Here is a 26,707-nt window from a genome sequence, read left to right as displayed (position 1 = left end):
ATTATGCGGTACAGCGTGCAACTCGTCAACCCCTTCTTTTTCCCGCTTCGCTTACTGTTTTAACAGTGCTGCGTTGCGAGGGACAGAACTATAGCCAAAGATCTGACGTTTTGCAAGCAGATAATTCGCCATTAGGAGCACGCATGCTATCCAGGCCGACCACAACGTATGTGTAAGGAAGTGGGCGCCGCGCAGCTGCTGCACAAATCCGACGGCCAGGGCGAACACCATGGCCAGGATTGCAACGCCAAAAGCCTTGCGCGGCTGTTCCGGCCACCAGAATGCCGACAGCGCTATTAACCAAAGCGCGCTGGAGGCATGTCCGCCCGGCAGGCAATGGCCCGCGTCCACGCCGGCAGGCATCATTTCCAGCAGGCGTATATAAGGTGCGCTGCCGCCATATCGCTCCAGGTCCCACGGACAATGCGAAGTGCTTGCACGTTTAAGGAGGCTGATTACAACAGGAACGCTGACAGCGGACATGCCGAGAACCCGCATGCCAAGGCGGCGGGTTGGCGCCCAGTGCAGATGCGGGCGCCAGGCATCCCGCACGGCCAGTACTATCGCTGCGCCAGCAAGGCAGGACAGCAGCGCTTTCATGATGACGTGATTGAATTGCTCCGCAAACCAGGCATGCTGCCACGGAAACACGCCTCTGGCACGGTCGAACACCATGTCCGCCAGCCGCAGGTCGATATCCGTATATTGGCCGATCCAGAGGATCGCGGCAGCCGAAGCTGCCAGCGCCAGCACGCCATGCGAAGTCTTAAGCATCATGTATACAGGCCTGGAACAAGTCCAATTTGGGATTGTAGACCGCGGTATTCACGTTCAACATACCGAGGGTAGAATGGAACACGTTATCGTGCGAGAACTGCTGGCCGCTACGCGCCGCCAGGCAGCTGCGGTCGACATGGAAGCGCTGGCTGAAGCTGTCCGACATCCACAGCATCATCGGAACTTTGCGCTGCTCCTCCGGCGAGAAGATATAAGGCGCGCCGTGCAGGTACATATTCTTTTCGCCCAGCGACTCGCCGTGGTCGGAGAAGTACAGCATGGAGGCCGGTATGCCCGCCTCTTTCAGCACCTTGATGGTCTTATCAAGGAAGTAATCCGTGTACAAGATGGAATTGTCGTACGCCGCCATAATCGATTCGCGCGAGCACTGCTCCAGCTCATTGGTCTGGCAGACAGGCCCGAATTTCTTGAATTCCGGTGGATAGCGTTTCCAGTAGGCTGGGCCATGGCTGCCCTTCTGGTGCAGCACAATGACCAGATCCTTGGTCGAGTTACGGATCATCTCCGGCAAGCCTTCCAGCAGATGCTCGTCAAAGCATTCCTCGCTATTACACAGCGGGTTGCCCGGAATCGGCTTGGACATGTCCTCGAAACGCACCCGGTCGCAGACACCCTTGCAGCCGGAATTGTTATCGCGCCAAACGACTTCCAGGCCGGCATGCTGCAGCACATCGAGCAAACCTTGCTTGCTGCGGGCCTTATCTTCCGAATAGCCGTCGCGCGTGAGGTCGGAAAAGACGCAAGGAACCGAGACCGCAGTCGCAGTACCGCAAGAGCTCACATTGCTGAAATTGACCAGGGACGGCACCTTCGCCAGGAGCGGATTGGTATCGCGCTCATAGCCATTGAGCGAAAAGTTCATGGAGCGGGCGGTTTCGCCGACCACGAGAATGGTCACCGTACGCTGCTGGTTGCCGGCGGCGGCCCACAAGCTGCCCTTGGCCGCATCCGTACCAAGCGGCGCCACCACGGTCGGCGTCGCCCATTTCTGTTTAAGATAGCCGTTCGTGGCCTGGAATACATTGGTCGGCGTCAGCATGAAGCGCAGTTCGCGGTGTTCGCGGACGGCCGGCGCCAGGGTCTTGAACAGCACGAACAGCAGGCCTGTCGCCAACAGCAGCGATCCCGCCACCAGGCCGACATTCACCAGTACCTCGCGGCGCAGCGAGCCATAGCGGACCGGCAGGCGCCAGATCAGCCAGGATGGAAGTACGCCGAGCAGCAGCACCGACTGCACCATCTTCCAGCTGAAAAGCTCCCCGGCTTCGCGTACATCGGTTTCCACCACGTTCTGCACCATGGACGAATCGACCACGATCCCGTATTGGGACATGAAGTAAGCCGTCATCGAGGAAAGCAGCAGCAGGGCGATCACCACCGGCTTGAACAGTCGGCGATAGTTGACCAGGGCCAGTATGCCGCTGAAAACGAACACCAGCAGCAGGACGGACCCTAAATAGACCAGCAGATTGGAGGCGCGAAATCCCCCGGTGGCAGCCATAAAGCTTTTCCAGAAGCTGATGTTATAGACCAGGACCAGGAAGGAAGCAGCAGTAAGAGGGAGGAAGGCGGATTGAATGCGAGGTAATTTCATCCTCGCACGATAGCTCTCGATTGGTAAAGGCTCTGTAAAGGCAGCGTTAAGATTACGTTAAATCCACCGCTTCAGGCGGGGAAACTGATGTCAAAACGGGTACCGCCGCCCTCCCGATGTCTGACTAGCAATTCGGCGCCGAGATAGATGCAGATGCGTTGCACCAGGCCCAGGCCAAGGCCGCTGCCCGAGGAGATGCCGTCGCCATCGGGCATGGATTCCCCGCGCAGACGTGCCATGGCGGCCGGCGGCAAGCCTGGTCCTGTATCTTCCACCACGATCGAATGCTGCTCCAGCCGCAGCAGGACTTCGCCCTGCTCCGTATACGCGCAGGCATTGCGCAGCAGGTTGCCGATCACCGCCTGCAACAGCTCGCGCGAACCGCGAACCTTGAAGTCATGGCCGCCCTGGTAGCGCAGGGCGACCGCTTTGCCTGCAACCAGGGCCTGGCTGCGGGCAGCCTCATACTCCGCCAGTTCGGCTACCGACTGCTCCGGCGCATCCAATCCCTGCGGCGAACGGGCCAGCCGCAGCAGCACGCTGGCCACGTCGCTGGCTTCGCGCGCGGCGCGGTAGATTCTTTCGGCCGGAGCCTGCAAGGCGGGCTCGCCCTCGGTGCTGGCCATCAGCAATTCGGCCGCGCCGCTGATCACGGTCAAGGGTGTGCGCAGTTCATGACTGACATCGCCCGTGAAAAAGCGCTCGCGGTCGAGGAACTGCTTGAGTTCTCCGGTTCGGCCGGCGAAAGCCCTTGCCAGCGTGCCCAGTTCATCGTTGCGGTCCAGGCAGGGAAGGCTGTCGTGCCGGTCTTCCACCGCCTGCGACAAGAGGGTAATCGGCGTGACGATACGGTTGGCCAGAAAGCGCGCCAGAACCAGAGAGCAGGCGACAAAGGCCATGAAGCCCGCGGCAAACATCGAATACACGACGATTTCGATCTTGTCGTATTCGCTATCATGGTCGACCACCACAAATTCGCCTTTCCCGTCGCTGCCGGCAAACACGTGCAGAACGGTTCCATCGACTTTGACGTCGACCACGCCGTGTGGAAGCCCGCGCAGCGAACGCGGGATGTCGGCGCCATGGTGGAATGTCAGGCCAGCAGGCATTTGCACCGGCATGCCTCCGGAATGGCGCGGCGCCGCCCATTCGGCCACTTCCATCAGGCGTTCGTCGACCAGCCTGTCTTCGATCCCCTCCACCGCCAGCGCCGCAATGATGGCGAAGACCGCGGAAACGGCAATCGCGAAAGTCATGTAGGCGGCAATGATGCGCCGGCGCAGGGAATCAGCTTTCTTCATCTGAGCTGACCAGCTTATAGCCGATGCCCGGAATGGTGCGCAGCATGGCAAACGGGTAGGGCTTGTCCAGCGCCTGGCGCAACGCGTGGATATGGGTGCGCAGGGCATCGCTGTCGGGGCGCTCGTCGCCCCACACGTCATGTTCCAGCGCATCGCGCGTGACGATGCGCGGCGCATCTTTCATCAGGCTTTTCAGGATGGTATAGCCGGTGCGGGTCAGCGACAGGGGGCGGCCGCCGCGGCGCACCTCGTAGTTGACGGTATCGAAAGTCACGTCGCCGAACTGCAGCACGGGGGCCTTGGCCTGGACACCGCGCGCCCGGCGCACCAGGGCCCGCAAGCGGATCTCCAGTTCGACCAGGGAAAACGGCTTGACCAGGTAGTCGTCGGCGCCGCTTTCGAAGCCGGCCACCTTGTCTTCCAGGGTGTCGCGCGCGGTCAGCATCAGCACAGGGGTGGCCTTGCCCAGCTCCCCGCGCAGCTTGCGGCACAGTTCCAGGCCGTTCAGGCCGGGCAGCATCACGTCCAGCACCACGGCATCGTATTCGTGCTCGGTGGCCAGCGCCAGCCCGCCGTATCCGTTGGCTGCGGTATCCAGCACGTAGCCCTTCGGCTCGAGGAAGCCGAACAGGTTGGCGACAATGTCCTTATTGTCTTCAATGATAAGTATCCGCATACGGGCATTATAATTCCGCGATGACTATCCCACACATCCCCCCACTCAAAGACGAAGCCCTGGCGTCCCGGCTGGATCACGCCATCAACAACAAGACCAAGCCGCTGGGCAGCCTGGGCGCGCTGGAAGGCCTGGCGCACAAGGTCGGCATGATCCAGCAGACCACCAAGCCTGAACTGCGCGCGCCGGCCATCCTGGTGTTCGCGGGCGACCATGGCGTTGTTGCCGAGGGCATTTCCGCCTTCCCGCAGGACGTGACATGGCAGATGGTCGAGAACTTCCTGGCCGGCGGAGCGGCCATCAACGTCTTCGCGCGCCAGAACGGCTGCACCTTGAAAGTGGTGGACGCCGGCGTCAAGCATGATTTCGGCCAGCGCGAAGGCCTGCTCAACCGCAAGATTGCACCCGGCACCGCCAATTTTGCGCAGCAGCCGGCCATGTCGGTGCAGCAGTGCATGGAAGCTATCGAGTGCGGCATGGACCTGGTCGCCGAGCTGCCGGGCAATGTGCTGGGTTTTGGCGAGATGGGCATCGGCAATACCACGGCGGCGGCGGCCCTGATGCACCGCCTGACCGGCATCCCGGTGGCCGATTGCGTCGGCGCGGGCACCGGACTGGCTCCCGAAGGCGTGGCGCACAAGCAGCGCGTGATTGAGGCGGCCATGGCACTGCATGCGGACGCCCAGGGCGGACTGCAGGCGCTGACCACTTTCGGCGGCCTTGAGATCGCAATGATGGTTGGCGCCATGCTGAAAGCCGCCGAGCGCCGTATGGTGCTGCTGATCGATGGATTCATTGTCACCAGCGCCCTGCTGGTGGCGTCGCGCGTGCAGCCGGCCGTGCTGGATTACTGCGTGTTTTCGCACTGTTCCGACGAAAATGGCCACAAGCGCATGCTCGATTTCCTTGGCGGCCGTCCCCTGCTGAACCTGGGCCTGCGCCTGGGCGAAGGCACCGGCGCCGCGCTGGCCGTGCCCCTGCTGCAAGCCTCGGTCAACTTCCTGAACCAGATGGCCACGTTCGAATCGGCCCAGGTCAGCGAGAAGGCCGAGTAAGCGCCCATGCAGCAGCTGCGCCTGTTCTTCATCGCGCTGCAGTTCTTCACGCGCCTGCCGATCCCTGGCTGGGTAGGCTTTGAGCCCGCCTGGCTGCAGCATGCTTCACGCTATTTCCCCGCCGTAGGGCTGGTGGTGGCGGCAATCGCGGGCGCGGTATATGCGGCGGCGGCCCTGGTGCTGCCGCCGGCGGTCGCCGTCCTGCTTTCCACCGCCGCCGGCATCTACGCCACCGGCGCCTTCCACGAGGACGGTTTTGCCGACAGCTGCGACGGCCTTGGCGGCGGCCATACGCGCGAGCGGGTGCTGGAAATCATGAAGGATTCGCGCATCGGCGCTTACGGCGCCATCGGGATTGGCCTGATGCTGGCGTCCAAGGTCGCCACCCTGGCGAGCATGCCGAAGACGGCGGTGCTGGGGGCGCTGCTGGCCGCGCATCCCTTGTCCAGGCTTATGGCCTGCGCCCTGATCTGGCGCATGGAGTATGCCCGCGCAGAAGGCAAGGCAAAGCCGCTGGCGCAGGAAATGCGCGGCGGCGAATTCGCCATCGCCGTGCTGACAGCCGCCCTGAGCGCCGCCGGTGCATGGTATGCAGGCTGGCTGAGCGCCGCCGCCCTGGCCACGGGCCTGGCCTGCATGCTGCTGGCGACACTCTGGATGGCGCGCAAATTCCAGCAGCGCCTGGGCGGCTATACCGGCGATTGCCTGGGCGCCGTCCAGCAACTGACTGAAGCCGTGTTCTACCTGGGCGTGCTGGCCTGCCTGTGGAACTGATACTCGTCCGCCATCCGCAACCCGACGTCGCGGCAGGAACCTGCTACGGCAGCAGCGACCTTCCCGCCACGCCCGCGGCCCTGGCCGCCGGGGAGGCCGCCCTGGCGCCGCTATTGTCGGAGGCGCTGTTGCGCGGCCACCGGCTCTATTCCAGTCCCCTGCAGCGCTGCACCGCTTTGGCTGCGCGGCTGGGCAACTTCACGCCCGACGCACGCCTAGCCGAAATGCACTTCGGCGCCTGGGAATTGCGCAGCTGGTCGGACATCCCGCGCGCGGAAGTCGACGCCTGGGCGGCCGACCTGCTCGACTACCATCCCGGCGGCGGCGAAACCGTGCGCGAAGTTGCCGCACGCGTGCAATCGTTTATGGACGATCTGCGCCAGGATGCCGTCGTCGTTTGCCATGCCGGCAGCATGCGCTTGATGGCCGCCATCGCCGCCGGCGAGTCCCTGGTGCAAGCCGCCGCAAAGCCAAACCATATCAAGTACTGCGAAGCCCTTCGCTTGTCCTGGCCCGCCAAGTCCGTATAATGGCGGGGTTTTGGTGCTCGCTTTTGAATTCTCTGAAGCAGTTAAACGGGAAACACGGTGCTGTTCTTGACAGCCAACGTGTGCTGCCCCCGCAACGGTAAGCAAATGCCGCCTTGATAGCGCGGCAGCGACCTCCCAGCCACTGTGCAAATGCATGGGAAGGCCAGGCCGCCAGATTTGCCAGCCCGGATACCGGCCAGACCAGGTGGGAACGCGCCCAGCGCCCGTTCCTGTTCATGCCGGCTTACGGGGACGTGGGCCGGCAGCCCGTTACGAAAGTTGTCATGACCTCTCCCGCCATCCGGCAAGCGGCCTTCGCGTCGCTGGCATTGGCCTTTGCCGCACCTGCCGTCCAGGCACAAGTCCAGGCTCCCGTGCTGCACTCCGTCCTTGTCACCGCCACCCGCAGCCCGCAAGCAGCGCGCGATATCGTGAGCGACACGCTCAGCATCAGCGCGGAAGAAATCGGCCGCAGCGGCGCCGGTTCGATCACCGAATTGCTGCAGCGCCAGCGCGGCATCGAAGTGACCAGGAACGGCGGCCCCGGCACCAGTTCCAGCGTGTTCCTGCGCGGCTCCAACGGCAACCAGGTGATCGTGCTGGTGGACGGCGTGCGCATCGCCTCCGCCAGCAGCGGCGCGGCCGCCTGGAATGCCATCCCGCTGGGTGCAGTGGACCATATCGAGGTGGTGTACGGGCCTTTGAGCACGCTGTATGGCGCCGACGCCATCGGCGGCGTGGTGCAGGTCTTCACCAAAAAAGGCCAAGGCGGCATGGCATTGGATGCCAGCCTGCTGGCGGGCAGCTACGGCACGCGCGCCGGCACGGCCGGCATTGCGGGCAGCGCTGCCGCGTTCAGCTACGCCCTGCACGCCGGGAAGGAACGCTCCGACGGCTTCTCGGCCACCCTGCCCGGCAGCACCAGCTATAACGCGGACAAGGACGGCTACGACCGCAAGCACGCCAACGGGCAACTGGCCTGGCAGTTCGCGCCGGGCCAGGAAGTGGGCGCCATGTTCCTGCATAGCGGCCAGGAGTCGGACTACGACAGCGGCGCCAAAGTACGGGCCTGGAGCACGCAGAAGCTCGACACGGTCGGGATCTACTCGCGCAACCGCCTGAACGACATCTGGCAGATGACAACGCACGCCGCGCAGTCGCGCGACAAATCCGGCAGTTTTGCCGCCACGGCAAGCCAGATCGACACGAAGCAATCGCTGTACAGCTGGCAGAACGACTTTGCGCTGGGCCAGGACAGCCTGCAACTGCTGGCCGAACATCGCCAGGAGGAAGTGGCATCGAACACCGCCGCATTGGTGCACGAGCGCAGCACCACGTCCTGGGCCGCCAGCTACAACATGAAACGCGGCGCCCACCTGCTGGCCGCCGCCGTCCGCAACGACGATAGCTCGCAGTACGGTTCGAAGAGCACCGGCTCGCTGGGCTATGGCTACCGCATCACGCCGGGCCTGCGCCTGAATGCCGGCTACGGCACCAGCTTCCGCGCGCCGACCTTCAATGAGCTTTACTACCCCGGCTACGGCCTGCCGGACAACCGCCCGGAACAGGGCCGCAACGGCGAGATCGGTATCCAGTTCGACCAGGGCGGCACAGCGCTGGGCGCAGTGGTCTATCGCAACAAGCTGACCGACCTGCTGGTCAACACCAAGCCTTGCCCGGCGCCGGGCTTCCCCAGCGGCTGCGCCTACAACGTCAGCAAAGCGACGCTGGAAGGCATTTCGCTGTCGGCACGCCAGCACCTGGGCAGCGCCTTCACCATTTCGGCCAGCGCCGACCTGCAGCATCCGCAAGACGACGGCACCGGCAAGCTGCTGGTGCGCCGCGCCAACCGCCACGGCAACGTGGCGCTGGACTATACTGCGGGCAGCCTGAGCGCCGGCGCCGAATGGCAGGTGTCCGGCTACCGTTTCGACGACGCGGCCAACCGCAGCCGCCTGGGCGGCTACGGCCTGTTCAACCTGTACGCGGCCTGGGAGTGCGCCCCGTCCTGGACGGCCACCCTGCGCTGGAACAACGTGGGCAATAAACACTATGAGCTGGCGCGCAATTACGGCACCGCCGGATCTACGGCGTACGCCGGCCTGCGCTATAGCTACAAATAAATGAGATAAGCTGCCCGCCATGCATCCACTTTCCGCCAACCTGCGCGTGCGCGCCGTCACCGTCGTTACCCTGCTGGTGCTGTTCTCGCTGGCCAGCATGGCGGCGGCCGGCATGATCGGCTCGGTCAGCATCCCGCTGGCCGACTTGCCGGGAGCCCTGCGCGAATTTGTCAGCGGGCAGCCCAGTTCCCTGGCGGGACATTTACTCGGCCTGCGCGCAGAACGCGCCGCGACGGCCTTCGTCACCGGCGCCTCGCTGTCGCTGGCCGGGGTGATGATGCAGGCTTTGCTGCGCAATCCGCTGGCCGACCCTTACGTGCTGGGTATTTCATCCGGCGCGTCGGTCGGTGCGCTGGCCGCCCTGTTGTTCATGTGCGCCGCCTGGGTGGTGGACGCGGCCTCCTTTGCCGGCGCGGTGGTGGTGTCGATGATGCTGTATTTCCTGGCGCGGCGCGACCTGCGCAGCGGCACGGCGGCGGAAGGTGGCGCCGCATTGCTGCTGTTGACGGGCGTGATCCTGTCCTCCAGCTGCATCGCCCTGGTCACCCTGATGCTGTCGATTGCCCCGGAAAGCCGCGTGCGCACCATGGTGTTCTGGCTGATCGGCGACCTGTCCGGCTCACCGGTGCGCTGGCTGCCGTGGTTCGTCCTGGCCGGCGGCCTGGCATTCGCCCTGCGCGCGGCGCGCTCGCTGAATGTCATGGCCTTGCATGCCGAGGCAGCGGCCACGCTGGGCATCAATGTCGGCGCCCTGCGCAAGGGGCTGTTTTTCTGTTCCGCCCTGCTGACGGCGAGCGCCGTGACCACGGCCGGCAGTATTGGTTTCGTCGGATTGATTGTGCCGCACGCCTGCCGCTTTGCCTTCGGTCCGGACCATCGCTTGCTGGTGCCATGCACCGCCCTGGTGGGCGGCGCCTACCTGGTGCTGGCCGACACGGTCGCGCGCACGGTGATCGCACCGCAGCAGCTGCCGGCCGGCGTGATCACCGCACTGGTTGGAACGCCGGTCTTCCTGTACCAACTGCACCGGCTGAGGAAGTAATATGATCGCCACCCATCAACTGCGCCTCGCCATGGGCAAGCGCGTCTTGGTCGACCTGCTCGACTGGCAGGTCGGCGACGGCCAGTGCTGGAGCATTATCGGCCGCAACGGCGCGGGCAAGAGCACCTTGCTGCGTACCCTGGCCGGCTTGCGGCAGCCGGAAGCCGGCCATGTCAGCATCGACCGCCGTGCGCTGGGCGAATGGCCGCTGCAGGAGCTGGCGCGCAAACGGGCCTTCCTGGCGCAGGTGCGCAATGACGCTTTTGCCTATTCCGTGATCGAGACCGTGCTGTCGGCGCGCCATCCCTATCACGACAACCGCTACTGGGAAAACAGCGACGACCATCATGCCGCCAACGAGGCGCTGGCGGCGATGGAAGTCGACCACCTGGCGGCGCGCGATGTGCGCACCCTATCGGGCGGCGAACGCCAGCGGGTGGCGATTGCCGCGCTGCTGGCGCAGGATACGCCTTTGCTCCTGCTGGACGAACCGGCCAATGCGCTGGACCTGGCGCACCAGGTCAGCGTGATGTCGTTGCTGGCCAAGCTATGCCGCGAGCAGCGCAAGACCGTCGTCATGGTCGGCCATGACCTGACGCTGGCGCATAGCGTTTCCTCGCATGCCTTGCTGCTGATGGGGGACGGAACCTGGCTGGCCGGCGAGATCGATGAGGTGATGCAGCCGGCCATCCTGAGCAACTATCTTGACCATCCAATCGAAGCCGTCCGCCACGGCGAACGCACCATCTTCATTCCCGGGAGTCTGCAAGCATGAGCGATATTAACGAACGTCACCGCGACCGCATGGCGCGCAAGAAAGCCGTCATCGATGCCAAGATCGCGGCGGCCGACAAGAACATCGGCGTCCTGATCGTCAATACCGGCAATGGCAAAGGCAAGAGTTCGAGCGGCTTTGGCATGGCGATGCGGGCCATGGGCCACGGCATGAAGGTAGGCGTGGTGCAGTTCATCAAGGGCGCCATGTCGACCGGAGAAGAACAGTTCCTGCGCCGCTTTCCCGAGGAGTGCAGTTTCCACGCCATGGGCGAAGGCTATACCTGGGAAACCCAGGACCGCGAGCGCGACGTGATCAAGGCAAAGCAGGCGTGGGAGCAGGCCCGCGCCTTCCTGCGCGATCCCTCCTACGGCATGGTGGTGCTGGACGAATTGAATATCGCCTTGAAGTACCGCTACCTGGACGTGCACGACGTGATTGCCGACCTGCTGGACCGGCCGGAAATGCAGCATGCCATTGTTACGGGCCGCGCCGCGCCGCAGGAACTGATCGATGTCGCGGACACTGTCACGGAAATGACCGTGGTGAAGCATGCCTTCAAAGCCGGCATCGCCGCGCAAGCGGGCACGGAATGGTAGCCCGCGCAGTCCTCATCGCCGCCGTGGCTTCCGGCCAGGGCAAGACCACCGTCACCGCAGCCCTGGCGCGCAAGCTGGTACGCGCCGGACGGCGGGTGCGGGTATTCAAATGCGGCCCCGACTTTATCGATCCCATGGTGCTGGCGCGTGCCTGCGGCGCCCCGGTCGAATCGCTCGACCTGTGGATGGTGGGGGCCGAGCGTTGCCGCGCCTTGCTGGTGGAGGCCGCCGAACATGCCGACGCGATCCTGGTCGAAGGCGTGATGGGGCTGTACGACGGAACGCCTTCGGCCGCGGACTTGTCCCGCGAATTCGGATTGCCGGTGCTGGCGGTCATCGACGCCGGCGCCATGGCGCAAACGGCAGGAGCGCTGGTGCATGGCCTGCGCGATTATGGGCCGGTGCAGATGGCAGGCGTCATTGCGAATCGCGTCGGCAGCCCGGGCCACGCGGCGATGGTGGCGGCATCCTTGCGCGATATCCCCCTATTGGGGACGCTGCCCAAGCAGGGCATATCGCTGCCTGAACGCCACCTTGGCCTGGTCCTGCCGGACGAAGTCGCGGGCCTCGACGATCTGCTCGACAAGCTGGCCGACCAGTTGGCATTCGACCTCGCGGCGTGGGATGCCTTGCCTGCCGCGCAAAACACAGCGCCCGGCAGCGCCGGAAACGGCCCCCTGGCGGGCCGGCCCCTTGAAGGCAAGCGTATCGCAATTGCCCGCGATGCGGCATTCATGTTCCTCTATCCGGCCAACCTGTCGACGCTGGAGGCGCTCGGTGCACAACTGGAGTATTTCTCCCCGCTCGCCGACGAACCGGTGCCGCGCGGCGCGGATGCAGTCTTCCTGCCGGGCGGCTATCCCGAACTGCATGCCGCGGCATTGTCCAGCGGCCAGCGCTGGCAAGCTTCGCTGCGCACCGCGCATGCCGATAACCTGCCTATCGTGGCGGAATGCGGCGGCATGATGGCATTGGCCGAATCGCTGCAGGACAAGGAAGGCAAGGACTGGCCAATGGCCGGTCTATTGCCAGGCAAGGTCGCCATGCAGGCCCGGCTTGCCGGACTTGGCGCGCAGGCGATGCCGACCGAGCTTGGTCCGCTGCGCGGCCACACTTTCCATTACTCGAAACTGGAGACCGCGCAGCCGGCAGCTGCCACCACCCAAAAACATCCGAGCGGAGCTGCCGGAGAAGCCGTGTATCGCGTCGGATCGTTGCAGGCATCCTATTTTCACGGCTACTTCCCCTCCAATCCTGCCGCAGTGGCAGCCATGTTCTCGCGGAGCGCGGCATGACGCGCGCCCTGGTCTTTGGCGGCGCCCGCTCCGGCAAGAGCGCCTACGCCGAACAGCTTGCCGCAGCGTCCGGCAAGGAAGTGGTCTATATCGCCACTGCCGCCGCTGGCGATGCCGAAATGGCAGAGCGCATTGCCCATCATCGCGCACAGCGTCCGGCGCATTGGCGCACCGTCGAAGAACCGATGGCGCTTGCCGCAGTGCTCGCGGCGTGGCGCGCGCCGCAACGCCTGGTTCTCGTCGATTGCCTGACGCTGTGGCTCTCCAACTTGATGTTCAGCGACGGCACCCAGTACCCGGAGGTCGGCAGCATCGACCTGCCCGCCCGCTTTCACCAGGAGCGCACCGCCCTGCTATCGGAACTGACTGTTGACCGCGGCGACGTCGTGCTGGTATCCAATGAAGTCGGCATGGGCATCATCCCCTGGGGGGCGATCTCGCGCAGCTACGTCGATGAAGCCGGGCGGCTAAACCAGGCCGTTGCCGCCACTTGCGACCGTGTTGCATTTGTCGCGGCAGGCTTGCCTCTGGTCTTGAAAGGTGCCTGATGCTACTGGCCAGCCTTGAATGGAACTTCTTCGCCGCAGCCCTGCTGGGCGGTGTACTACTCGACGCGCTGCTGGGAGAAGCCTCGCGCTTCCATCCATTGGTCGGCTTCGGCCGGCTGGCCGGTGCCATCGAAGCGCGCTTGAACCGCCCGGGTCCGGCCCGCATTGCACGTGGCGCCGCGGCATGGACGCTGGCGGTGCTACCGCTCTCGATGCTGGCAGCGCTGGTTTGCGCGCTGCCAGCGTTGCCGCCTGCCGCGCAGGCAGCATTGCATGCCCTTGTCCTTTACTTCTGCCTCGGCTTGCGCAGCCTGCGCGACCACATGCTCCCCATCTGGCGTGCGCTGCGGGCCGCAGACCTTACTGGCGCCCGTGCACTGACCGCCCGGATCGTCAGCCGCGACACCCGGCACGCCGGCGAATCCGATCTGGCCAAGGCCGCCACCGAATCCATGCTGGAAAATGGCAATGACGCCGTCTTCGGCACGCTGTTCTGGTTTGCCGTCGGCGGCGCCCCGGGTGCGCTGCTGTTTCGTCTCGCGAACACGCTGGATGCCATGTGGGGTTATCGCACCGAGCGTTTCAACCTGTTCGGCCGTGTCGCCGCCCGCATCGATGATGCGCTGAATTTCCTGCCAGCGCGCCTGACGGCAATCAGCTACGCGTTGCTGGCACCCGGCGCCGCCGGCACACGCCGCGCCCTGGCATGTTGGCGCAGGCAAGCCCCCGCATGGAGCAGCCCGAACGCGGGTCCTGTCATGGCCAGCGGCGCGGGAGCCCTCGGTCTTCAGTTGGGCGGCGCCGCCAGCTATGACGGCGAAATAGAACAACGTCCTCCGCTTGGCGAAGGCACGCCGGCATCCGCCGCCGACATCCCGCGCGCCTGGCGCCTGGTGCGCAACACTACCTGGCTGTGGGTGGCCGTCATGCTGGCTATCGCATACGGAGCACAATATGCTTGAACACGGCGGCAAGCTGCGCGAAGCCTCGCAGCGCTACGGCCGCAGCGACTGGCTGGACCTGTCGACCGGATTGAATCCCAACGGCTATCCAGCGCCAGCGCCGGCAGCGGAAGCCTGGCACCGCCTTCCCGAGCACGATCCAGCACTGGAGGCCGCCGCACAATGCTTCTACGGCGCGCCGCGAATGCTGGCAGTCGCCGGAACACAAGCGGCAATTCAGGCATTGCCCCGCCTGCGGTCCGCATCGCGCGTGGCGGTCTCCAGCCCAAGCTACGCCGAACACCTGCACCACTGGTCGCAGCATGGCCACCGCAGCTGCGCCGTTCCGTACGCCGAACTTGGTGCCGCTGCAAACAGCGTCGACGTGCTAGTGGTCTGCAATCCGAATAATCCCACAGGCGAAATTGTTCCGCGCGCTTTGCTGCTGGAGTGGGCAGGAATGCTGGCGGCTCGCGGCGGATGGCTGGTGGTCGACGAAGCGTTTGGCGACACGGACGGCGCCAACAGCGTCGCCGACGCCACACAGGCGCCCGGGCTGATCGTGCTACGCTCCATCGGCAAGTTCTTCGGACTGGCCGGCCTGCGGCTTGGTTTTGTCGCGGCACGCGAGGAAGTTCTCGACCCGCTGGCAGATATGCTCGGCCCGTGGACCGTCAGCGGCCCCGCCCAGCAAGTGGCCCGTTCGGCGTTGGAAGACCAGGCGTGGCAACGCAACACGCAGGAAGCCCTGCGGGCAGCAGGCAAGCGCCTGCAAAGCTTGCTGGCCCGCCATGGCATTCATAGCCAGGGAACGGCCTTGTTCCAATGGTGGCCAGAACAGCAGCCGGAAAGCTTTCACGATCATATGGCGCGGCGCGGCATCTGGGTACGCCTGTTCCGTGAAGCGGCACGCGGCATCCGTCTTGGCCTGCCGCCCGACGAAGCTGGCTGGCAGCGTCTTGAACAGGCATTGAACGAATGGACAAAACGATGAAGAAGTATTTTCTGATTTCCGCACTGTGCGCCGCCCAACTCCAGGCGCATGCCGCCGTTACGGTCAACGATGACGACGGCAAGCCGGTCACGCTGCAAAAGCCGGCCCAGCGCGTGGTATCGCTGGCGCCGCATGTGACCGAATTGCTGTTCGCCGCGGGCGGCGGCGCAAAGATCGTTGGCGCTGTCACTTACAGCGACTATCCGGAAGCCGCAAAACAGATTCCGCGCGTCGGCGATAACCGCCAGGTCGATATGGAGCGCCTGCTGGCAATGAAGCCGGACCTGCTGGTCATCTGGCGCCACGGCGCTTCCGAGCGCCAGATCGACCAATTGCGCCAACTCGGCATTCCGATGTACCACAGCGAGCCCAAGACCCTGGACCAGATCGCAGACAGCCTGGAAAAGATCGGCAGACTGCTCGGTACCGAAACGGCCGCCAATGGCGCCGCCAGGGAGCTGCGTCAAAAGCTGGCCTCACTGCGCGCCCAGTACTCCAGCCGCCCGCCTGTGCGTACTTTCTACCAGGTCTGGGACAAGCCGCTCTACACCCTGAACGGTGAGCACATCGTTTCCGATGCGTTGAAAGTATGCGGCGGCCAGAACATCTTCGCCGACCAGAAAGTGACCGCGCCCGTGGTCAATATCGAAGCCGTGCTCGAAGCCGATCCAGAAGCAGTCTTCGCCACAGCCGAAAAAGACTACGGCGGCGTGAATCTGTGGCGTCCTTACAAAAACATGAAGGCGACCCGCCAGGACAACCTGTTCACCATCGATGGCAACCTGTTGAACCGTGCCGGGCCGCGCATGGTCGCCGGGGCCGCCGTAATGTGCGAAAAGCTGGAAGAAGCGCGCAAGCACCGGCCTGCCAAATGAGCTTCCCCTACCGCACCCTGATGATCCAGGGCACCACGTCCGATGCCGGCAAGAGCACCATCGTCGCCGCCCTGTGCCGCCTGCTGAAACAGCGCGGCATTCGCGTTGCTCCGTTCAAGCCGCAGAATATGGCGCTGAATAGCGCCGTCACCGTCGACGGCGGTGAGATCGGCCGCGCCCAGGCGCTGCAGGCGATTGCAGCCGGTGTGCCGGCGCACACCGACATGAATCCCGTGCTGCTCAAGCCGAGCAGCGATATCGGCGCCCAGGTGATCATCCACGGCAAGGTGCGCGGCGACATGAACGCGCGCGACTACCACCGCTACAAGACGGTCGCCATGGGCGCCGTACTGGAATCGCACCAGCGCCTGCTGGCGCAATACGAAACCGTGGTGGTGGAAGGCGCCGGCAGCCCGGCCGAAATCAACCTGCGCGAGCGCGACATCGCCAATATGGGCTTTGCGGAAGCAGTCGATTGCCCGGTCATCCTGTGCGCGGATATCGACCGCGGCGGCGTATTCGCCCACATTGTCGGCACCCTTTCATGCCTGTCCGAAAGCGAGCGCAATCGCATCATCGGCTTTGTCATCAACCGCTTCCGCGGCGATATCAAGCTGCTCGAACCGGGGCTGGACTGGCTGGAACAACAGACCGGCAAACCCGTGCTGGCCGTGCTGCCCTACCTGCATGGCCTCTACCTGGACGCAGAAGACGCGGTGCAGGCCGCGCAGGCCGAAGCAGGCGCCTTCCGTGTCGTGGTGCCAAGCCTGCCGCGCATGAGCAACCACACCGACTTCGACGCCTTGCGCGCCCATCCGGGCGTCGACCTGCGCTTCATACGGAAGGGGGAAGCGATCCCGCCTGCCGACCTGCTCATCCTCCCGGGCAGCAAGAACACGCGCGACGACCTGGCGGCATTGAAGGAAGGCGGCTGGCCGCAGGCCATCGCCCGCCACCTGCGCTATGGCGGCAAGGTGATCGGCATTTGCGGCGGCTTCCAGATGCTGGGGAACCAGGTATGCGATCCGCACGGTGTGGAGGGCGCGCCGGGCAGCGAGACGGGCCTTGGCTTGCTGGACATTGACACCGAGCTGACTCGTGAAAAGCGCCTGGCGCAGGTCGCCGGACATTGCGCTTTTGACGAAGCGCCGGTCAGCGGCTACGAAATCCATATGGGCATTTCCAATGGCGCCGCGCTGGCGCAGCCCGCCTTCGTCATCGACGGCCGTCCGGAGGGCGCCATCTCCAGCGACGGCCAGGTGCTCGGAACCTATTTGCATGGCCTGTTCGACCAGCCGCAGGCTGGCCGCGCCTTGCTGCGTTGGGCCGGCCTGGCAACGGAGCATATGGTCGACACTAACGCCTTGCGTGAAGCTAGCCTGGACCGGCTCGCGGCAGCCAGCACGCCTATTCTGGAGGCATTGCTGAAGCCAGCATAAGGATTGCCGAATTTGCAAACAGTTGCGGTATTGGCTAACATCAACCTGTTGAGCAACCGCAAATCAAGTCAAGGCCCTCCCTACAGTGAAGCTGATTCGGAAAAGCAGTCTGGTACGCAGGCAAAAAGACGCCACCATCCATTGCGAGATTGAGCTGTGCGAGGCAGCCGGGCCGCCCGGCCGCTTCCTGGTCAATCTGCGCCAGGGGCGCACCGGCGAAGAATGGCGCGAAAGCACACGCACGCCGCAGCCCGTCGACTGGCAGTCGGCGGAAACCCTGTTCGAACTGGCGCTGGTCGAGCGTGCGGCGCAAGGCTTCAGCGAAGCCTCGCCCGCACCTGCGCCGCTCATGGCAGATGGCGCGGCGCCCGCCGCAACCACGGTTCGCCGCGACCTTGATCCCGCCGCCGTCGCGCTGCTGCAAAAGCTCGAAGCCGACAGCTGGAAAAAGCTGGACCAGCACGACCGCAATCGGGTCATCTGGCGTGTCGGCGAACGCCGCTTGCACAGCGCCGTTCCGACAATGGTCGACCTGATCGCACGCGGCGACGAAATGCAGGACTACTGCCTGGCATGGGCCATCGGCCGCTGCGGCGACCGCGGCGCGGCCGTCGCCATGCAGGAATTGCATGCGCGCGGCCGTACCGACGCCATCCGCCGCATGGCGCTGCAAGCCTGGCTGCTGCTGGCGGATTCCGAGGCACAGCAGGCGCACGCCACCCGCTTAATGTACGACTGGCCAGCCGCCGTGCGCAGCGCCTGGGAGCAGCAGGACGAGCAGCGCCTGCTGTCGATTGCGGCGGGCGATGACGAATGGCAGGGCATGTCCAAGACGGATTGGCTTGAGCAGCTGCACCAGGTGGCGTTCAGCCAGCCCATGGCGCGCCGCGTCCTGCTGGCGCATATGAAACGGATGCGCTTCCGTGCTGGCACCTTCCGTGCCGTGCGCCACATCTACAAGGCCGCCGAGATGGCGGGCGACGCCGAGTTGTTTGGTCTGATCCAGCAGCGCTTCGACACCGAGCACCACACCAGCGGCAGCCAATGGGTCTACGTGCGCCGCGCATATACCAAGTTCGCCGAGGAAGGAACCCGCCCCGACAGCCAGGTCGCTTACGGCTTGCGCACCCGCGACTACCTGCGCCGGCGCGGCTGGCGCACGCTGCGCCGCCTGGGCGAAGACGCCGATCCATCCTATGTCACGATGGCATTGGGTGTGCTGGCCGCAATGGATGACAGCGACGCGGGCCAGGCCGATGCGCGCCGCGGCCATTTTTACGACCGCTACAGCCATTGGCTGATGTTCAATCGCCTGCTGCGCGCCCACGGGGATTGGCTGAGCAACCGTAGCGGCACCAGTTGGTACCAGCCGCAGCGCATCCAGCCCGATGAGCGCCGCCAGGAGGCCTTCCCCGAGTTATGGGATGCGCAGCCGCGCGCTTTGCTGTCCCTCATGCAGCAAAGCCGTTGCGCAGGCGTGCATGCCTTCGCTGCGCGCGCCCTGTCCGACAACCAGGAATTTTGCGCCGCATTGGCGCTCGATACCGTCCGCGAGCTGCTGCGCAGCCCCTTCCCTTCCACTGCGCACTTCGCCTACCTGGTGGCGCGCCGGCGCTTCGAGCCAGGGGTGCCGCCCACCGAATGGCTGCTGCTCCTGATCCAATGTACCTTGCCGGAAGCGACGCAATATGCGCTCGACTGCATCGCACGCGACCCGCTGCATTATGCTGCCGACCCGCTACTGGTGGCCGCCATTGCCTGCGCGCCAGTGGAAACCGTGCGCCGCCAGGGCCGCATGCTATGCCAGGTTGCGGCCACCCTGCCAGGACAGGCGCCGGCCATCATCATGCAGCTGCTCGACTGGCTGGATAACTGCGCCGATATCGACGACGCGCGCAAAGCCGTGCCCGCGATCGGCGCCGACCTGCAATGGCTGATTGAGAATCCGCTGCGCGACGCTGCGGCCGGCGCGCCATACGAGCGCCTGCTGCAGCTGCTCGGCCACCAGCTGGCCGCCGTACGCCTGCTGGCCTGCCAGTGGCTGATGCTGCATCCTGCCCCGGCCGGCATGCTGTCCGGCTCCCGGCTGGCCATGTTGTTGAAGGATGACGACGCCGATGTACGCGGCGCCGCAGTGCGCCTGTTCGGCACATTGCCTGATCACGTGCTGGCGGCGCAGACCGACCTGATCATGGCTTTCGCCACCAGCGCGGAGGCGGGCGTGCGGCGCGGCGTGGACGGCGTCATCCAGCGTTTGAGCGCAGCCGATGCCGGCTTCCGCTCAACCTTGCTGGCGGGACTGCTCGACGCCCTGTTCCGCAGCGAAACCGGCGACGGCATGCACGCCGACCTGATCGCGTGGCTGACCGGGCCATTGAAGGACGAGGCCGGGCTGGCCGACCCCGCCTTGCTGGTGCGCTTGCTGGCGGCACGCAGCAAGGGCGCGCTGCTGCTTGGCGCGCGCCTGCTGCCGGGCTTCAATCCGGGGCAATTCGAGGTTGCGGCTTGGGCGGCATTCGGCCGCAATCCCAACGCCAGCGTGCGAAAATGGGCCTTCGATGCCTACCGTTCCGATCCGCAGCGCGTGCGGAACCAGATGGAGGCGGCGCTGCGCATATTCGACAGCCGCTTCGACGACAGCCGCGAGTTCGCATCGGCCTACTTTACCGAAACTTGCACCCGCGACGACTGGACACCCCTGCTGCTGGTCAACCTGTGCGATCACCAGGACCCGGCCGCGCAGCGCTTCGGCCGCGCGATGATCACCCGGCATTTCGATGTCGGCGACGTGACCGACCTGCTGGATAAATTGAGCCAGCACCCTTCCGCCAATATGCAGCTGTTCGTCAGCTCCTGGCTGGAGAGCGCTTGCGCCGGCGACCTGGGAAAACTACAGCGCATGGAGCCTTACTTCCTGAGTGTCCTCTCGCAGGTGAACCGCGGGCGCGTGGTCAAGGGCCGGGTGCAGCAGTTCCTGCGCGCGCAAGCCGAGCTGTCGGAAGAAATCGGCGCCTTCGTCGCACGTCTCTTCGCTCGCCAGGTGCTCACTGTTGCCATCGCCGACAAGGCGCAATACATCGAGGGCTTGCGCGCCATCCAGCAACGCTATCCGCAGCGGCCGGCCGCCATCACGATCCACACGCCCGCCGTCCGGGAAAGCAAGACATGAGATTCCAGTACCGCTACTATGGCGAGACCTACGTCAGCAACAGCGCCGGGTCGACCGACATGCGCTTCGCGCCCGACACACTGCGCGCGCCGACCCACTTCGTCGCCGAAATCAATAAGCATATCCCCTTCCGCGAAGCGATCTCCGCGCTGCATGATGTCGTGGTGGCCGACCAGCGCTACCAGCCCAAGGACAAGACCGAGTATAAGGAATGGGTCGCCAGGAACGAAGAAATCATGCTGGCCCAGTACCAGGCCCGTTCCAGCGAATTGAGAGAGCAGGTCAAGCCCCTGCGCGAGGAGTGGGCGGCCCTGCAGCAGCGCAAATCGAAGCTGATGAAGCCTTTTTATGATGCGCAGGCCAGGTACTACAACTACCTGTACCAGACCAATCGCGAGCTGTGGATCGCGTTGGATCCGGTAATTACCGTGCACCCGGACCGCGTCTTCTTCGAGTGCTTCAGCCGCGACGAGTCGAGCTACGCTTCGCTAAGCTGCAGTCACAATGTATTCGACCGCATCGGCGATTTCGCCTGCGGCACCACCAATATCGACTACTCGGAAAGCCTGTACGGCGAATTCCAGAAGATCCGCGACTACAAGCGTACCGGGCTGTCGATCGACCCAAGCGGCTTCCAGGTCAAGACCGCGAGCGATCCGGAATTCATCGAAGAAAAGATCGACGTGCCGGACAGCTGGGTGCGCGGATTCCTGCAGGTGAGCAGCGCCATGAACATGGTTGCGCGCCGGCTGGAGCTGCATCCGATGGACGTGCACAACTTCTGCCTGCAGATGCGGCGCAAGAAGGAACGCGTTGGTCCGCGTTCGATCCGCTTCGTATTGGCGCCGGGCCAGCCGGTGCGCGCGGTGTTCGAGCCATGGAATGAAGAAATCGTCTGCCGCCGCTCCATCTACCAGGGCAATGTGGCCGAAGAGATCCGCGTATGGGGGCGCCGCCGCCTGTTGCTGCTGGAGCGTCTGATCCCGGTAGCGCAAAGCTTTACCGTGCACCTGATGGGCAGCGGACTGCCAAGCTTCTGGATCGCCAACATGCCCGACATGCAGCTCACGCTCGGCCTCTCTGGATGGACTGCAAACGACTGGTCGTATGCCGGCCAGTTCGATCTGCTGGCGCCGCGCGGGGCGGTCGACAACGACAGCAAGGAAAAGGTCTACGCCGCGCTGGGCAAGCGCTGGTTCGCCACCTCCGCGCAACTAGCCGCCGATACTGGCCTGGAACGCATGATCGTGGAGCGGGCGCTGACCCTGTACACGCAAGCCGGCCGCGTGGTGTACGACATGGTGCAAGACGTCTACCGGCTGCGCGAACTTGCACGCGACCCGCTGCCGCTGGATACGCTGCGCTTCGCCAGCCCGGAGGAGGAAGAGGCCCAGAAGCTGGTCGCCCTGCACTCCATGAGCAAGCATGCGGTGGAAACGCTGGCCGACGGCAGCATCCGCCTGAGCGCGCAAGCCAGGCATGGCGACCGCCAGTACCAGGTCATGCTGCGCCTGGATGCGGATGAACGCATCGTCGACGGCGCCTGCCAATGCAACCACTTCACTTTCAACCGCATGCACAAAGGCCCATGCGCGCACATGCTCGCCCTGCGCATGTCGCGCAACCAGGCGGCATGAGGATGACGATCGATATGAAAAAAGCAAACGAACTGCTATACTCGTTTCAGCAAACACGGCGGGATGGCTCTTGCAATTCGAACGGTGGATCGCCGTTCTCGTATTCAGCTCTTCCCATGCGCCACTGGCACGCTCTTCACAGTGCCATACAGGCCCTGGTGTGGCAAGACGGTGTGACTGCCCGGCAGTCCATTCGCCACACCAGGGCCGTATGGCATCGAGTGGAGCGCCCCAGTCTTAAAGGCTCTTCGATGACAACCCGGCCGTGTTTGCATCTTCCGCGCCAGCCTCGCCAGGAGGCACTGCAATGAGCGCAACAGAATCCAAACCCATCACCACGCGCGCCGAATTGATGGAGCGCCTGCGATCCAGCTCGCGCCAGGAAGTTGTGCTGGGCGAGATGCAGCGCCTGGGCTTCTGGCCGGCGAATAAGGGCGAGCCCACCGAGCTGGAAGAAGTGGTCCGCCGCGAGGCTGAACTCAGTAGCACGCTGAATCGCCTGAGCCAGGAGCTGCGCACTATCCAGGATCCGGAGGCGGCGCTCAAGGCCATGCGCAAGGAGCGCCTGGCCAAGGCGCGGCAGCGCAGGGAGGAAACCCGCCTACGGCGTGCACAGGAACGTTTTGACCGTGCCACCGCATGGCACCGGCGCCGCTCCACTGAATTGCTGTATCTCGGCGAAGGCGTCTCCGCAGGCTTGAACCAAGCCGAGAGTGATGCCGGCAAGCTGGCCCGCTGGTCGCTGCCAGTCATGAACAACGCGAGCGAGCTCGCGGCAGCCATGGGCGTGACGCTGCCTGAGCTGCGCTTCCTGAGCTTCGAGCGCCGCGTCTCGCGTATCAGCCATTACCGCCGCTTTGCCATGCCAAAGAAGACCGGGGGCGAGCGCATCATTTCGGCCCCGATGCCGCGTGTGAAGCGCCTGCAATACTGGGTGCTGGACAATATCCTGGCCAAGGTGCCGCTGCATTCCGCTGCGCACGGCTTCGTTCCAGGGCGTTCGATTGTCAGCAACGCCCAACCCCATGTCGGCAAGGCCGTGGTCATCAACCTGGACTTGAAGAATTTCTTCCCGTCGATCGCCCTGCCCCGCATCAAAGGCGTGTTCCGGGAGCTTGGCTACAGCGACCAGCTGGCAACCACCCTCGGCTTGATCTGCACCGAAACGCCGACGGAAGAAGTCAGCGTGGACGGCGAAAAGTTCTTTGTCGCCACCGGCGAGCGCGCCTTGCCGCAAGGCGCGCCGAGCAGCCCGGCCCTGACCAATATCCTGTGCCGGCGACTCGACGCCCGCGTGCAAAGCTGCGCGGCAAAGCTGGGCTTCATTTACACCCGCTATGCCGACGATCTGACGTTCTCCGGCGATGCCGCCGCCCGAAAACTGGCCGGCAAATTGCTGTGGCGTGTGAAGCAGATCATCGCCGACGAAGGCTTTACTCCGCATCCTGAAAAGCAGCACGTGATGAGCCTTTCGCAATGCCAAAGCGTCACCGGAATTGTGGTCAACAAGAAGCTCTCCCTGGACCGTGACACACTGCGGCGCTTCCGCGCCACCCTGTTCCAGGTCGAAAAGGACGGGCCGGCCGGCAAGCAGTGGAATGGCAATGAGAATGTGATCGATGCACTGGTCGGCTACGCCCAGTTCATCAAGATGGTTGATGCGGAAAGAGGGGCGCCGCTGCTGCAGAAGGCCCGCATGGTGCGCCAGAAATGGAATACAGAAGCTCCAGTCGTGAGTGAGGCGGCAGCGCGCGCCAGCAGCGGTTTCCGGAAGCTGTCCGCGCAAGGCAAGGAACCGTGGGCCGGCTTCTGGCAGGCGGCAGGCTCTCCCGCGCCGGTGCTGGAAAAAACGCAGCAACAGCTTAAAGAGGAAAAGCTGGCAAAGCGCGAGAAGCCTGCGGAGAAACCGAAGGCAGCTGCGCATGCGGACGGCCAGGCAGCAAGGCAACAGGGAGTCACCGCATCGCCCGGCACGCAAGCACCGGCTCAAGGTGGCCGGGGCATGTTTGCCGGGAGGCCTTGGGTTTCCATCATCATCCAGGTCTACTTCGCCTTCACCCTATGCCTTAATTTCCGCACGCCGCTGCCGCTTGTCGTTGCGATCGTGCTGGGATACCAGGCATGGAGAGACTACAGCGGGCACTGGCTGCGCTATTTTGGCGCCATGGCCGTGGCGGTGGTGCTAGGACTGTGGCTGCGCTAGGCAGGCGAAAAAAAACCGCCGGGTCACCCCGGCGGTTCTTATCGGATGCTACCCGGCTTATTCAGCCACGTCGGCGCCAACGTTGATGGCCGCGTAAGCGCGCGTTGCGGCCTTGGCTTCCTTGCTACCCACACCATACAGTTCCTGCGCTGCAGCAATCACTGCGGCACGCGCATCGGCGTAGGTCGAGCCGGCGGTCAGCTTGGTGGTGTTGGCCTTGAACCAGATGCGGTATGCCTTATCGATACCGATACCGGTCATGTTCTTCGGCGCCTGCACCAGGTATTTCGAGTAGTAGTCGCTGGTGGTCGTTGCGCTGGAGCCCATCGCCAGGAAGTAGAACATACGGTTGTTAGGACCGCTGCTGTAGTGCGGGTCCAAGCGCTTCAGGGAAGTGCTCCATGCATCGGGGCTCTTACCGTCCTTGCTTGGTTTGTACAGCCAGCGCAGCGGGGTGCCGGTCTTCGAAATTTCCTTGCCCATTACCCAGTCGTTGCCGGGATTGATGACGGTGCCGGTGCCGCCGTTACGGGCATAGGCTTCAACCGATTCACCGTTGATGTCGGAAGAGGATTCGTTCAAGCCGCCCGATTCGCCCTTGTAGGTCAGGTTGGACGTGGCGGCGGTAACGCCGTGGCCCATCTCGTGGCCGATCACGTCGATCGAACCCAGGCTGGTGAAGCTGCTGCCGTCGCCGATGTACATGCACTTGCAAGTGTCGGTGTAGAAGGCATTGTCGTAGGCGGTGCCTACGTGCACGGCAATGTAAGTCGCGGTGTTGTTACCATCCAGTGACTTCCAGCCCAACACATTGTTCATGGTGTCGTAGGTATTCTGCAGGCCCCACAGTGCATTCACTGCGGCGGTCTGGCCGTTGGCGTTGGTGGTGCTGCCACCGTTGATGTAGTTCTGACCGTCGCCCCAGACATTGGTGCTGTTCGTGTAGATCACGCCAGGAGTCGGGTTCGAGGTCGACGCGTGGTTGGCGTTGGTGATCGCCATGCCGCCGAACTGGCCGCCGACGCCGCGGGTTGAATCCAGCATCTGGTAGGTGGTGCCGTTCAGGGTGGTCTGGATCGGCACATCGCCGTTGTACTGGCTATGGCCGGTGCCCACCACGCTTTGCACCATGCTCCACTGGTCCATCACGCTGCCATTCCTGGCGTTCACGATGGTGTTATGGAATACCGCTTCGCCGCCCTTGGTCATGCGGGTCTTCACCAGATATGCCAGCTGGTGGCTGTCTACCACTTCCTTCACGTCCAGTGCATTCAGGTCGGCTTCAGCCTTGTTTTCAGCGCCGGCGACACGCACAGTCTTCATGACCGGGAAGATGATCAGTTCAGCGGATGGCGGATCGATATGGCTTGCGGCTGCCGGCAGGTTCTTCATCGCCCTGGCAATGGCTTCGGAGCCGGACAAGGACGGCTTCACGTTAAAGCGCTTGGCCGACAGGCCGCTGCGGCGATCGGTCGCCGCTTCGCTGACAATATTGCCGCCCTGGTCGGAGACGATCACGGTTTCGGATTCGAAGATGCGCACGCCCTTGTAAGTATGGTGCATGCGGCTGATCGCGTGCCCATGTGCGCCGGGATGCTGGGAGCTGATAGCGTAGCCATGGTCGGTATCCAGGCCAAACTTGCCACGATCACCATTCATTGTGGAGAGCAGGCGGGCATTTTCTTGTGCGGAGAATGCGACCGGGCTGGCCATCGTGCTGGGGGCGGCGCCGGCTTGTGCTACAACCAACGTGATCGCGGCGGCGATCAGGGTCTTGCGAATCATCATGTGTGCTCCATTAGTCCCGTGATTGTTTGTGATTTATCGTCCGATGTCTTCGGCTCGAATACCAACACTAACGGGCTTTTATGGGGCAAGTCAAAATTTCCACAATTTGAGACACATTTTAGACACATGTCGCAAATAAGACTATCGAAAGAGAAGTAAGTAAAACTTTCATTTCGGGCCGGAAAAGCAAAAAGCCCGCTAACACACGTTAGCGGGCTTCTCTAATAAGAGCCTGACAATAACCTACTTTCACACTGGTTGCAGCACTATCATCGGCGCAAAGTCGTTTCACGGTCCTGTTCGGGATGGGAAGGGGTGGGACCGACTTGCTATGGTCATCAGGCATAACTTGTCAACAATCCGGGAAGAAGTAAAAGGTGGGGTAGTGTTCTCAAACACGGGTAAGTGCTACATAACCGTCAAGGTTATAGGGACAAGCCGTACGGGCAATTAGTATCAGTTAGCTTAATGCATTACTGCACTTCCACACCTGACCTATCAACGTCCTGGTCTCGAACGACCCTTCAAAGAGCTCAAGGCTCTGGGAAATC

General features: G+C 63.8%; 21 protein-coding genes, 2 rRNA genes and 1 riboswitch. Of the genes, 16 read left to right on the top strand and 7 right to left on the bottom strand.

The features are described from left to right. Positions 1-51 precede the first annotated feature (51 nt). The 4 genes from H597_RS31210 to H597_RS0116225 all read right to left on the bottom strand — a co-directional run bounded on the left by H597_RS31210 (position 52) and on the right by H597_RS0116225 (position 4,369). Positions 52-777, bottom strand: a complete 726-nt coding sequence (locus tag H597_RS31210) for a phosphatase PAP2 family protein (protein WP_035374469.1) — start codon at positions 775-777, stop codon at positions 52-54. Then, complete coding sequence (locus H597_RS0116235) at positions 767-2,392, bottom strand: phosphoethanolamine transferase (RefSeq protein ID WP_035374466.1); 1,626 nt, start codon at positions 2,390-2,392, stop codon at positions 767-769. The genes H597_RS31210 and H597_RS0116235 overlap by 11 nt, the downstream gene beginning before the upstream one ends. 71 nt (positions 2,393-2,463) lie before the next feature. Then, positions 2,464-3,693 (bottom strand): sensor histidine kinase, encoded by a 1,230-nt coding sequence (locus tag H597_RS0116230; RefSeq protein ID WP_028103069.1) that lies wholly within the window; start codon positions 3,691-3,693, stop codon positions 2,464-2,466. Then, complete coding sequence (locus H597_RS0116225) at positions 3,680-4,369, bottom strand: response regulator transcription factor (protein ID WP_028103068.1); 690 nt, start codon at positions 4,367-4,369, stop codon at positions 3,680-3,682. The genes H597_RS0116230 and H597_RS0116225 overlap by 14 nt, the downstream gene beginning before the upstream one ends. A gap of 20 nt (positions 4,370-4,389) precedes the next feature. On the opposite strand from H597_RS0116225, the gene cobT reads away from it, so the two are divergent. The 16 genes from cobT (at position 4,390) to H597_RS0116145 (ending at position 24,368) form a co-directional block, all read left to right on the top strand. Then, positions 4,390-5,424: a nicotinate-nucleotide--dimethylbenzimidazole phosphoribosyltransferase gene (gene cobT / locus H597_RS0116220; RefSeq protein WP_028103067.1), complete on the top strand. Its 1,035-nt coding sequence runs from the start codon at positions 4,390-4,392 to the stop codon at positions 5,422-5,424. A gap of 6 nt (positions 5,425-5,430) precedes the next feature. After that, complete coding sequence (locus tag H597_RS0116215; RefSeq protein ID WP_028103066.1) at positions 5,431-6,198, top strand: adenosylcobinamide-GDP ribazoletransferase; 768 nt, start codon at positions 5,431-5,433, stop codon at positions 6,196-6,198. Next, the gene (locus tag H597_RS0116210; RefSeq protein WP_028103065.1) at positions 6,189-6,728 is read left to right on the top strand and encodes a histidine phosphatase family protein; all 540 of its coding nucleotides are present in this window, start codon (positions 6,189-6,191) and stop codon (positions 6,726-6,728) included. Before H597_RS0116215 ends, H597_RS0116210 begins: the two co-directional genes overlap by 10 nt. Then, positions 6,723-6,943, top strand: a riboswitch (cobalamin riboswitch). (Overlaps the previous gene by 6 nt.) A gap of 69 nt (positions 6,944-7,012) precedes the next feature. After that, entirely contained in the window at positions 7,013-8,851 is a 1,839-nt protein-coding gene (locus H597_RS0116205; RefSeq protein ID WP_028103064.1) for a TonB-dependent receptor domain-containing protein, read from the top strand. Positions 8,852-8,870: 19 nt separating this feature from the next. Continuing rightward, positions 8,871-9,893 carry a FecCD family ABC transporter permease gene (locus tag H597_RS0116200; RefSeq protein ID WP_028103063.1) on the top strand — a complete coding sequence of 341 codons (1,023 nt, stop codon included), beginning with the start codon at positions 8,871-8,873 and terminating at the stop codon, positions 9,891-9,893. A 1-nt stretch (position 9,894) separates the two neighbouring features. Further along, positions 9,895-10,668: an ABC transporter ATP-binding protein gene (locus H597_RS0116195; RefSeq protein ID WP_028103062.1), complete on the top strand. Its 774-nt coding sequence runs from the start codon at positions 9,895-9,897 to the stop codon at positions 10,666-10,668. Next, positions 10,665-11,267 (top strand): cob(I)yrinic acid a,c-diamide adenosyltransferase, encoded by a 603-nt coding sequence (cobO, locus tag H597_RS0116190; protein WP_028103061.1) that lies wholly within the window; start codon positions 10,665-10,667, stop codon positions 11,265-11,267. The genes H597_RS0116195 and cobO overlap by 4 nt, the downstream gene beginning before the upstream one ends. Then, positions 11,261-12,562, top strand: a complete 1,302-nt coding sequence (locus tag H597_RS0116185) for a cobyrinic acid a,c-diamide synthase CobB (RefSeq protein WP_028103060.1) — start codon at positions 11,261-11,263, stop codon at positions 12,560-12,562. The genes cobO and H597_RS0116185 overlap by 7 nt, the downstream gene beginning before the upstream one ends. Then, complete coding sequence (cobU, locus tag H597_RS0116180; RefSeq protein ID WP_028103059.1) at positions 12,559-13,110, top strand: bifunctional adenosylcobinamide kinase/adenosylcobinamide-phosphate guanylyltransferase; 552 nt, start codon at positions 12,559-12,561, stop codon at positions 13,108-13,110. Before H597_RS0116185 ends, cobU begins: the two co-directional genes overlap by 4 nt. Further along, positions 13,110-14,072, top strand: coding sequence for an adenosylcobinamide-phosphate synthase CbiB (cbiB, locus tag H597_RS31205; protein ID WP_035374463.1), 963 nt, complete (start codon positions 13,110-13,112; stop codon positions 14,070-14,072). The genes cobU and cbiB overlap by 1 nt, the downstream gene beginning before the upstream one ends. Further along, positions 14,065-15,045: a threonine-phosphate decarboxylase CobD gene (gene cobD / locus H597_RS0116170; RefSeq protein WP_028103058.1), complete on the top strand. Its 981-nt coding sequence runs from the start codon at positions 14,065-14,067 to the stop codon at positions 15,043-15,045. The genes cbiB and cobD overlap by 8 nt, the downstream gene beginning before the upstream one ends. Further along, positions 15,042-15,920: a cobalamin-binding protein gene (locus tag H597_RS0116165; RefSeq protein ID WP_028103057.1), complete on the top strand. Its 879-nt coding sequence runs from the start codon at positions 15,042-15,044 to the stop codon at positions 15,918-15,920. Before cobD ends, H597_RS0116165 begins: the two co-directional genes overlap by 4 nt. Then, complete coding sequence (locus H597_RS0116160; protein WP_028103056.1) at positions 15,917-17,359, top strand: cobyric acid synthase; 1,443 nt, start codon at positions 15,917-15,919, stop codon at positions 17,357-17,359. Before H597_RS0116165 ends, H597_RS0116160 begins: the two co-directional genes overlap by 4 nt. Before the next feature lie 85 nt (positions 17,360-17,444). Beyond that, positions 17,445-20,528 carry a hypothetical protein gene (locus H597_RS0116155; protein WP_028103055.1) on the top strand — a complete coding sequence of 1,028 codons (3,084 nt, stop codon included), beginning with the start codon at positions 17,445-17,447 and terminating at the stop codon, positions 20,526-20,528. Further along, positions 20,525-22,165, top strand: coding sequence for an SWIM zinc finger family protein (locus H597_RS0116150; protein ID WP_028103054.1), 1,641 nt, complete (start codon positions 20,525-20,527; stop codon positions 22,163-22,165). Before H597_RS0116155 ends, H597_RS0116150 begins: the two co-directional genes overlap by 4 nt. 307 nt (positions 22,166-22,472) lie before the next feature. After that, a complete protein-coding gene (locus H597_RS0116145) occupies positions 22,473-24,368 on the top strand; it encodes a reverse transcriptase family protein (RefSeq protein WP_028103053.1) in 1,896 nt (631 codons plus the stop codon). A 57-nt stretch (positions 24,369-24,425) separates the two neighbouring features. Here the strand turns inward: H597_RS0116145 and H597_RS0116140 are convergent, their stop codons facing one another. The 3 genes from H597_RS0116140 to H597_RS0116130 form a co-directional block, all read right to left on the bottom strand. After that, the gene (locus H597_RS0116140; protein ID WP_028103052.1) at positions 24,426-26,156 is read right to left on the bottom strand and encodes a M4 family metallopeptidase; all 1,731 of its coding nucleotides are present in this window, start codon (positions 26,154-26,156) and stop codon (positions 24,426-24,428) included. A gap of 230 nt (positions 26,157-26,386) precedes the next feature. After that, a 5S ribosomal RNA gene (rrf, locus tag H597_RS0116135) occupies positions 26,387-26,499 on the bottom strand. An 86-nt stretch (positions 26,500-26,585) separates the two neighbouring features. Continuing rightward, positions 26,586-26,707: ribosomal RNA gene (locus H597_RS0116130) — 23S ribosomal RNA — on the bottom strand; the annotation flags it as partial.

Origin of the sequence: Pseudoduganella violaceinigra DSM 15887, from assembly GCF_000425385.1 — a bacterium.
GTDB lineage: Bacteria > Pseudomonadota > Gammaproteobacteria > Burkholderiales > Burkholderiaceae_D > Rugamonas > Rugamonas violaceinigra.
The sequence above is the reverse complement of the archived record's forward strand: the minus strand, read 5'-3'. Positions and strand labels throughout refer to the sequence as shown.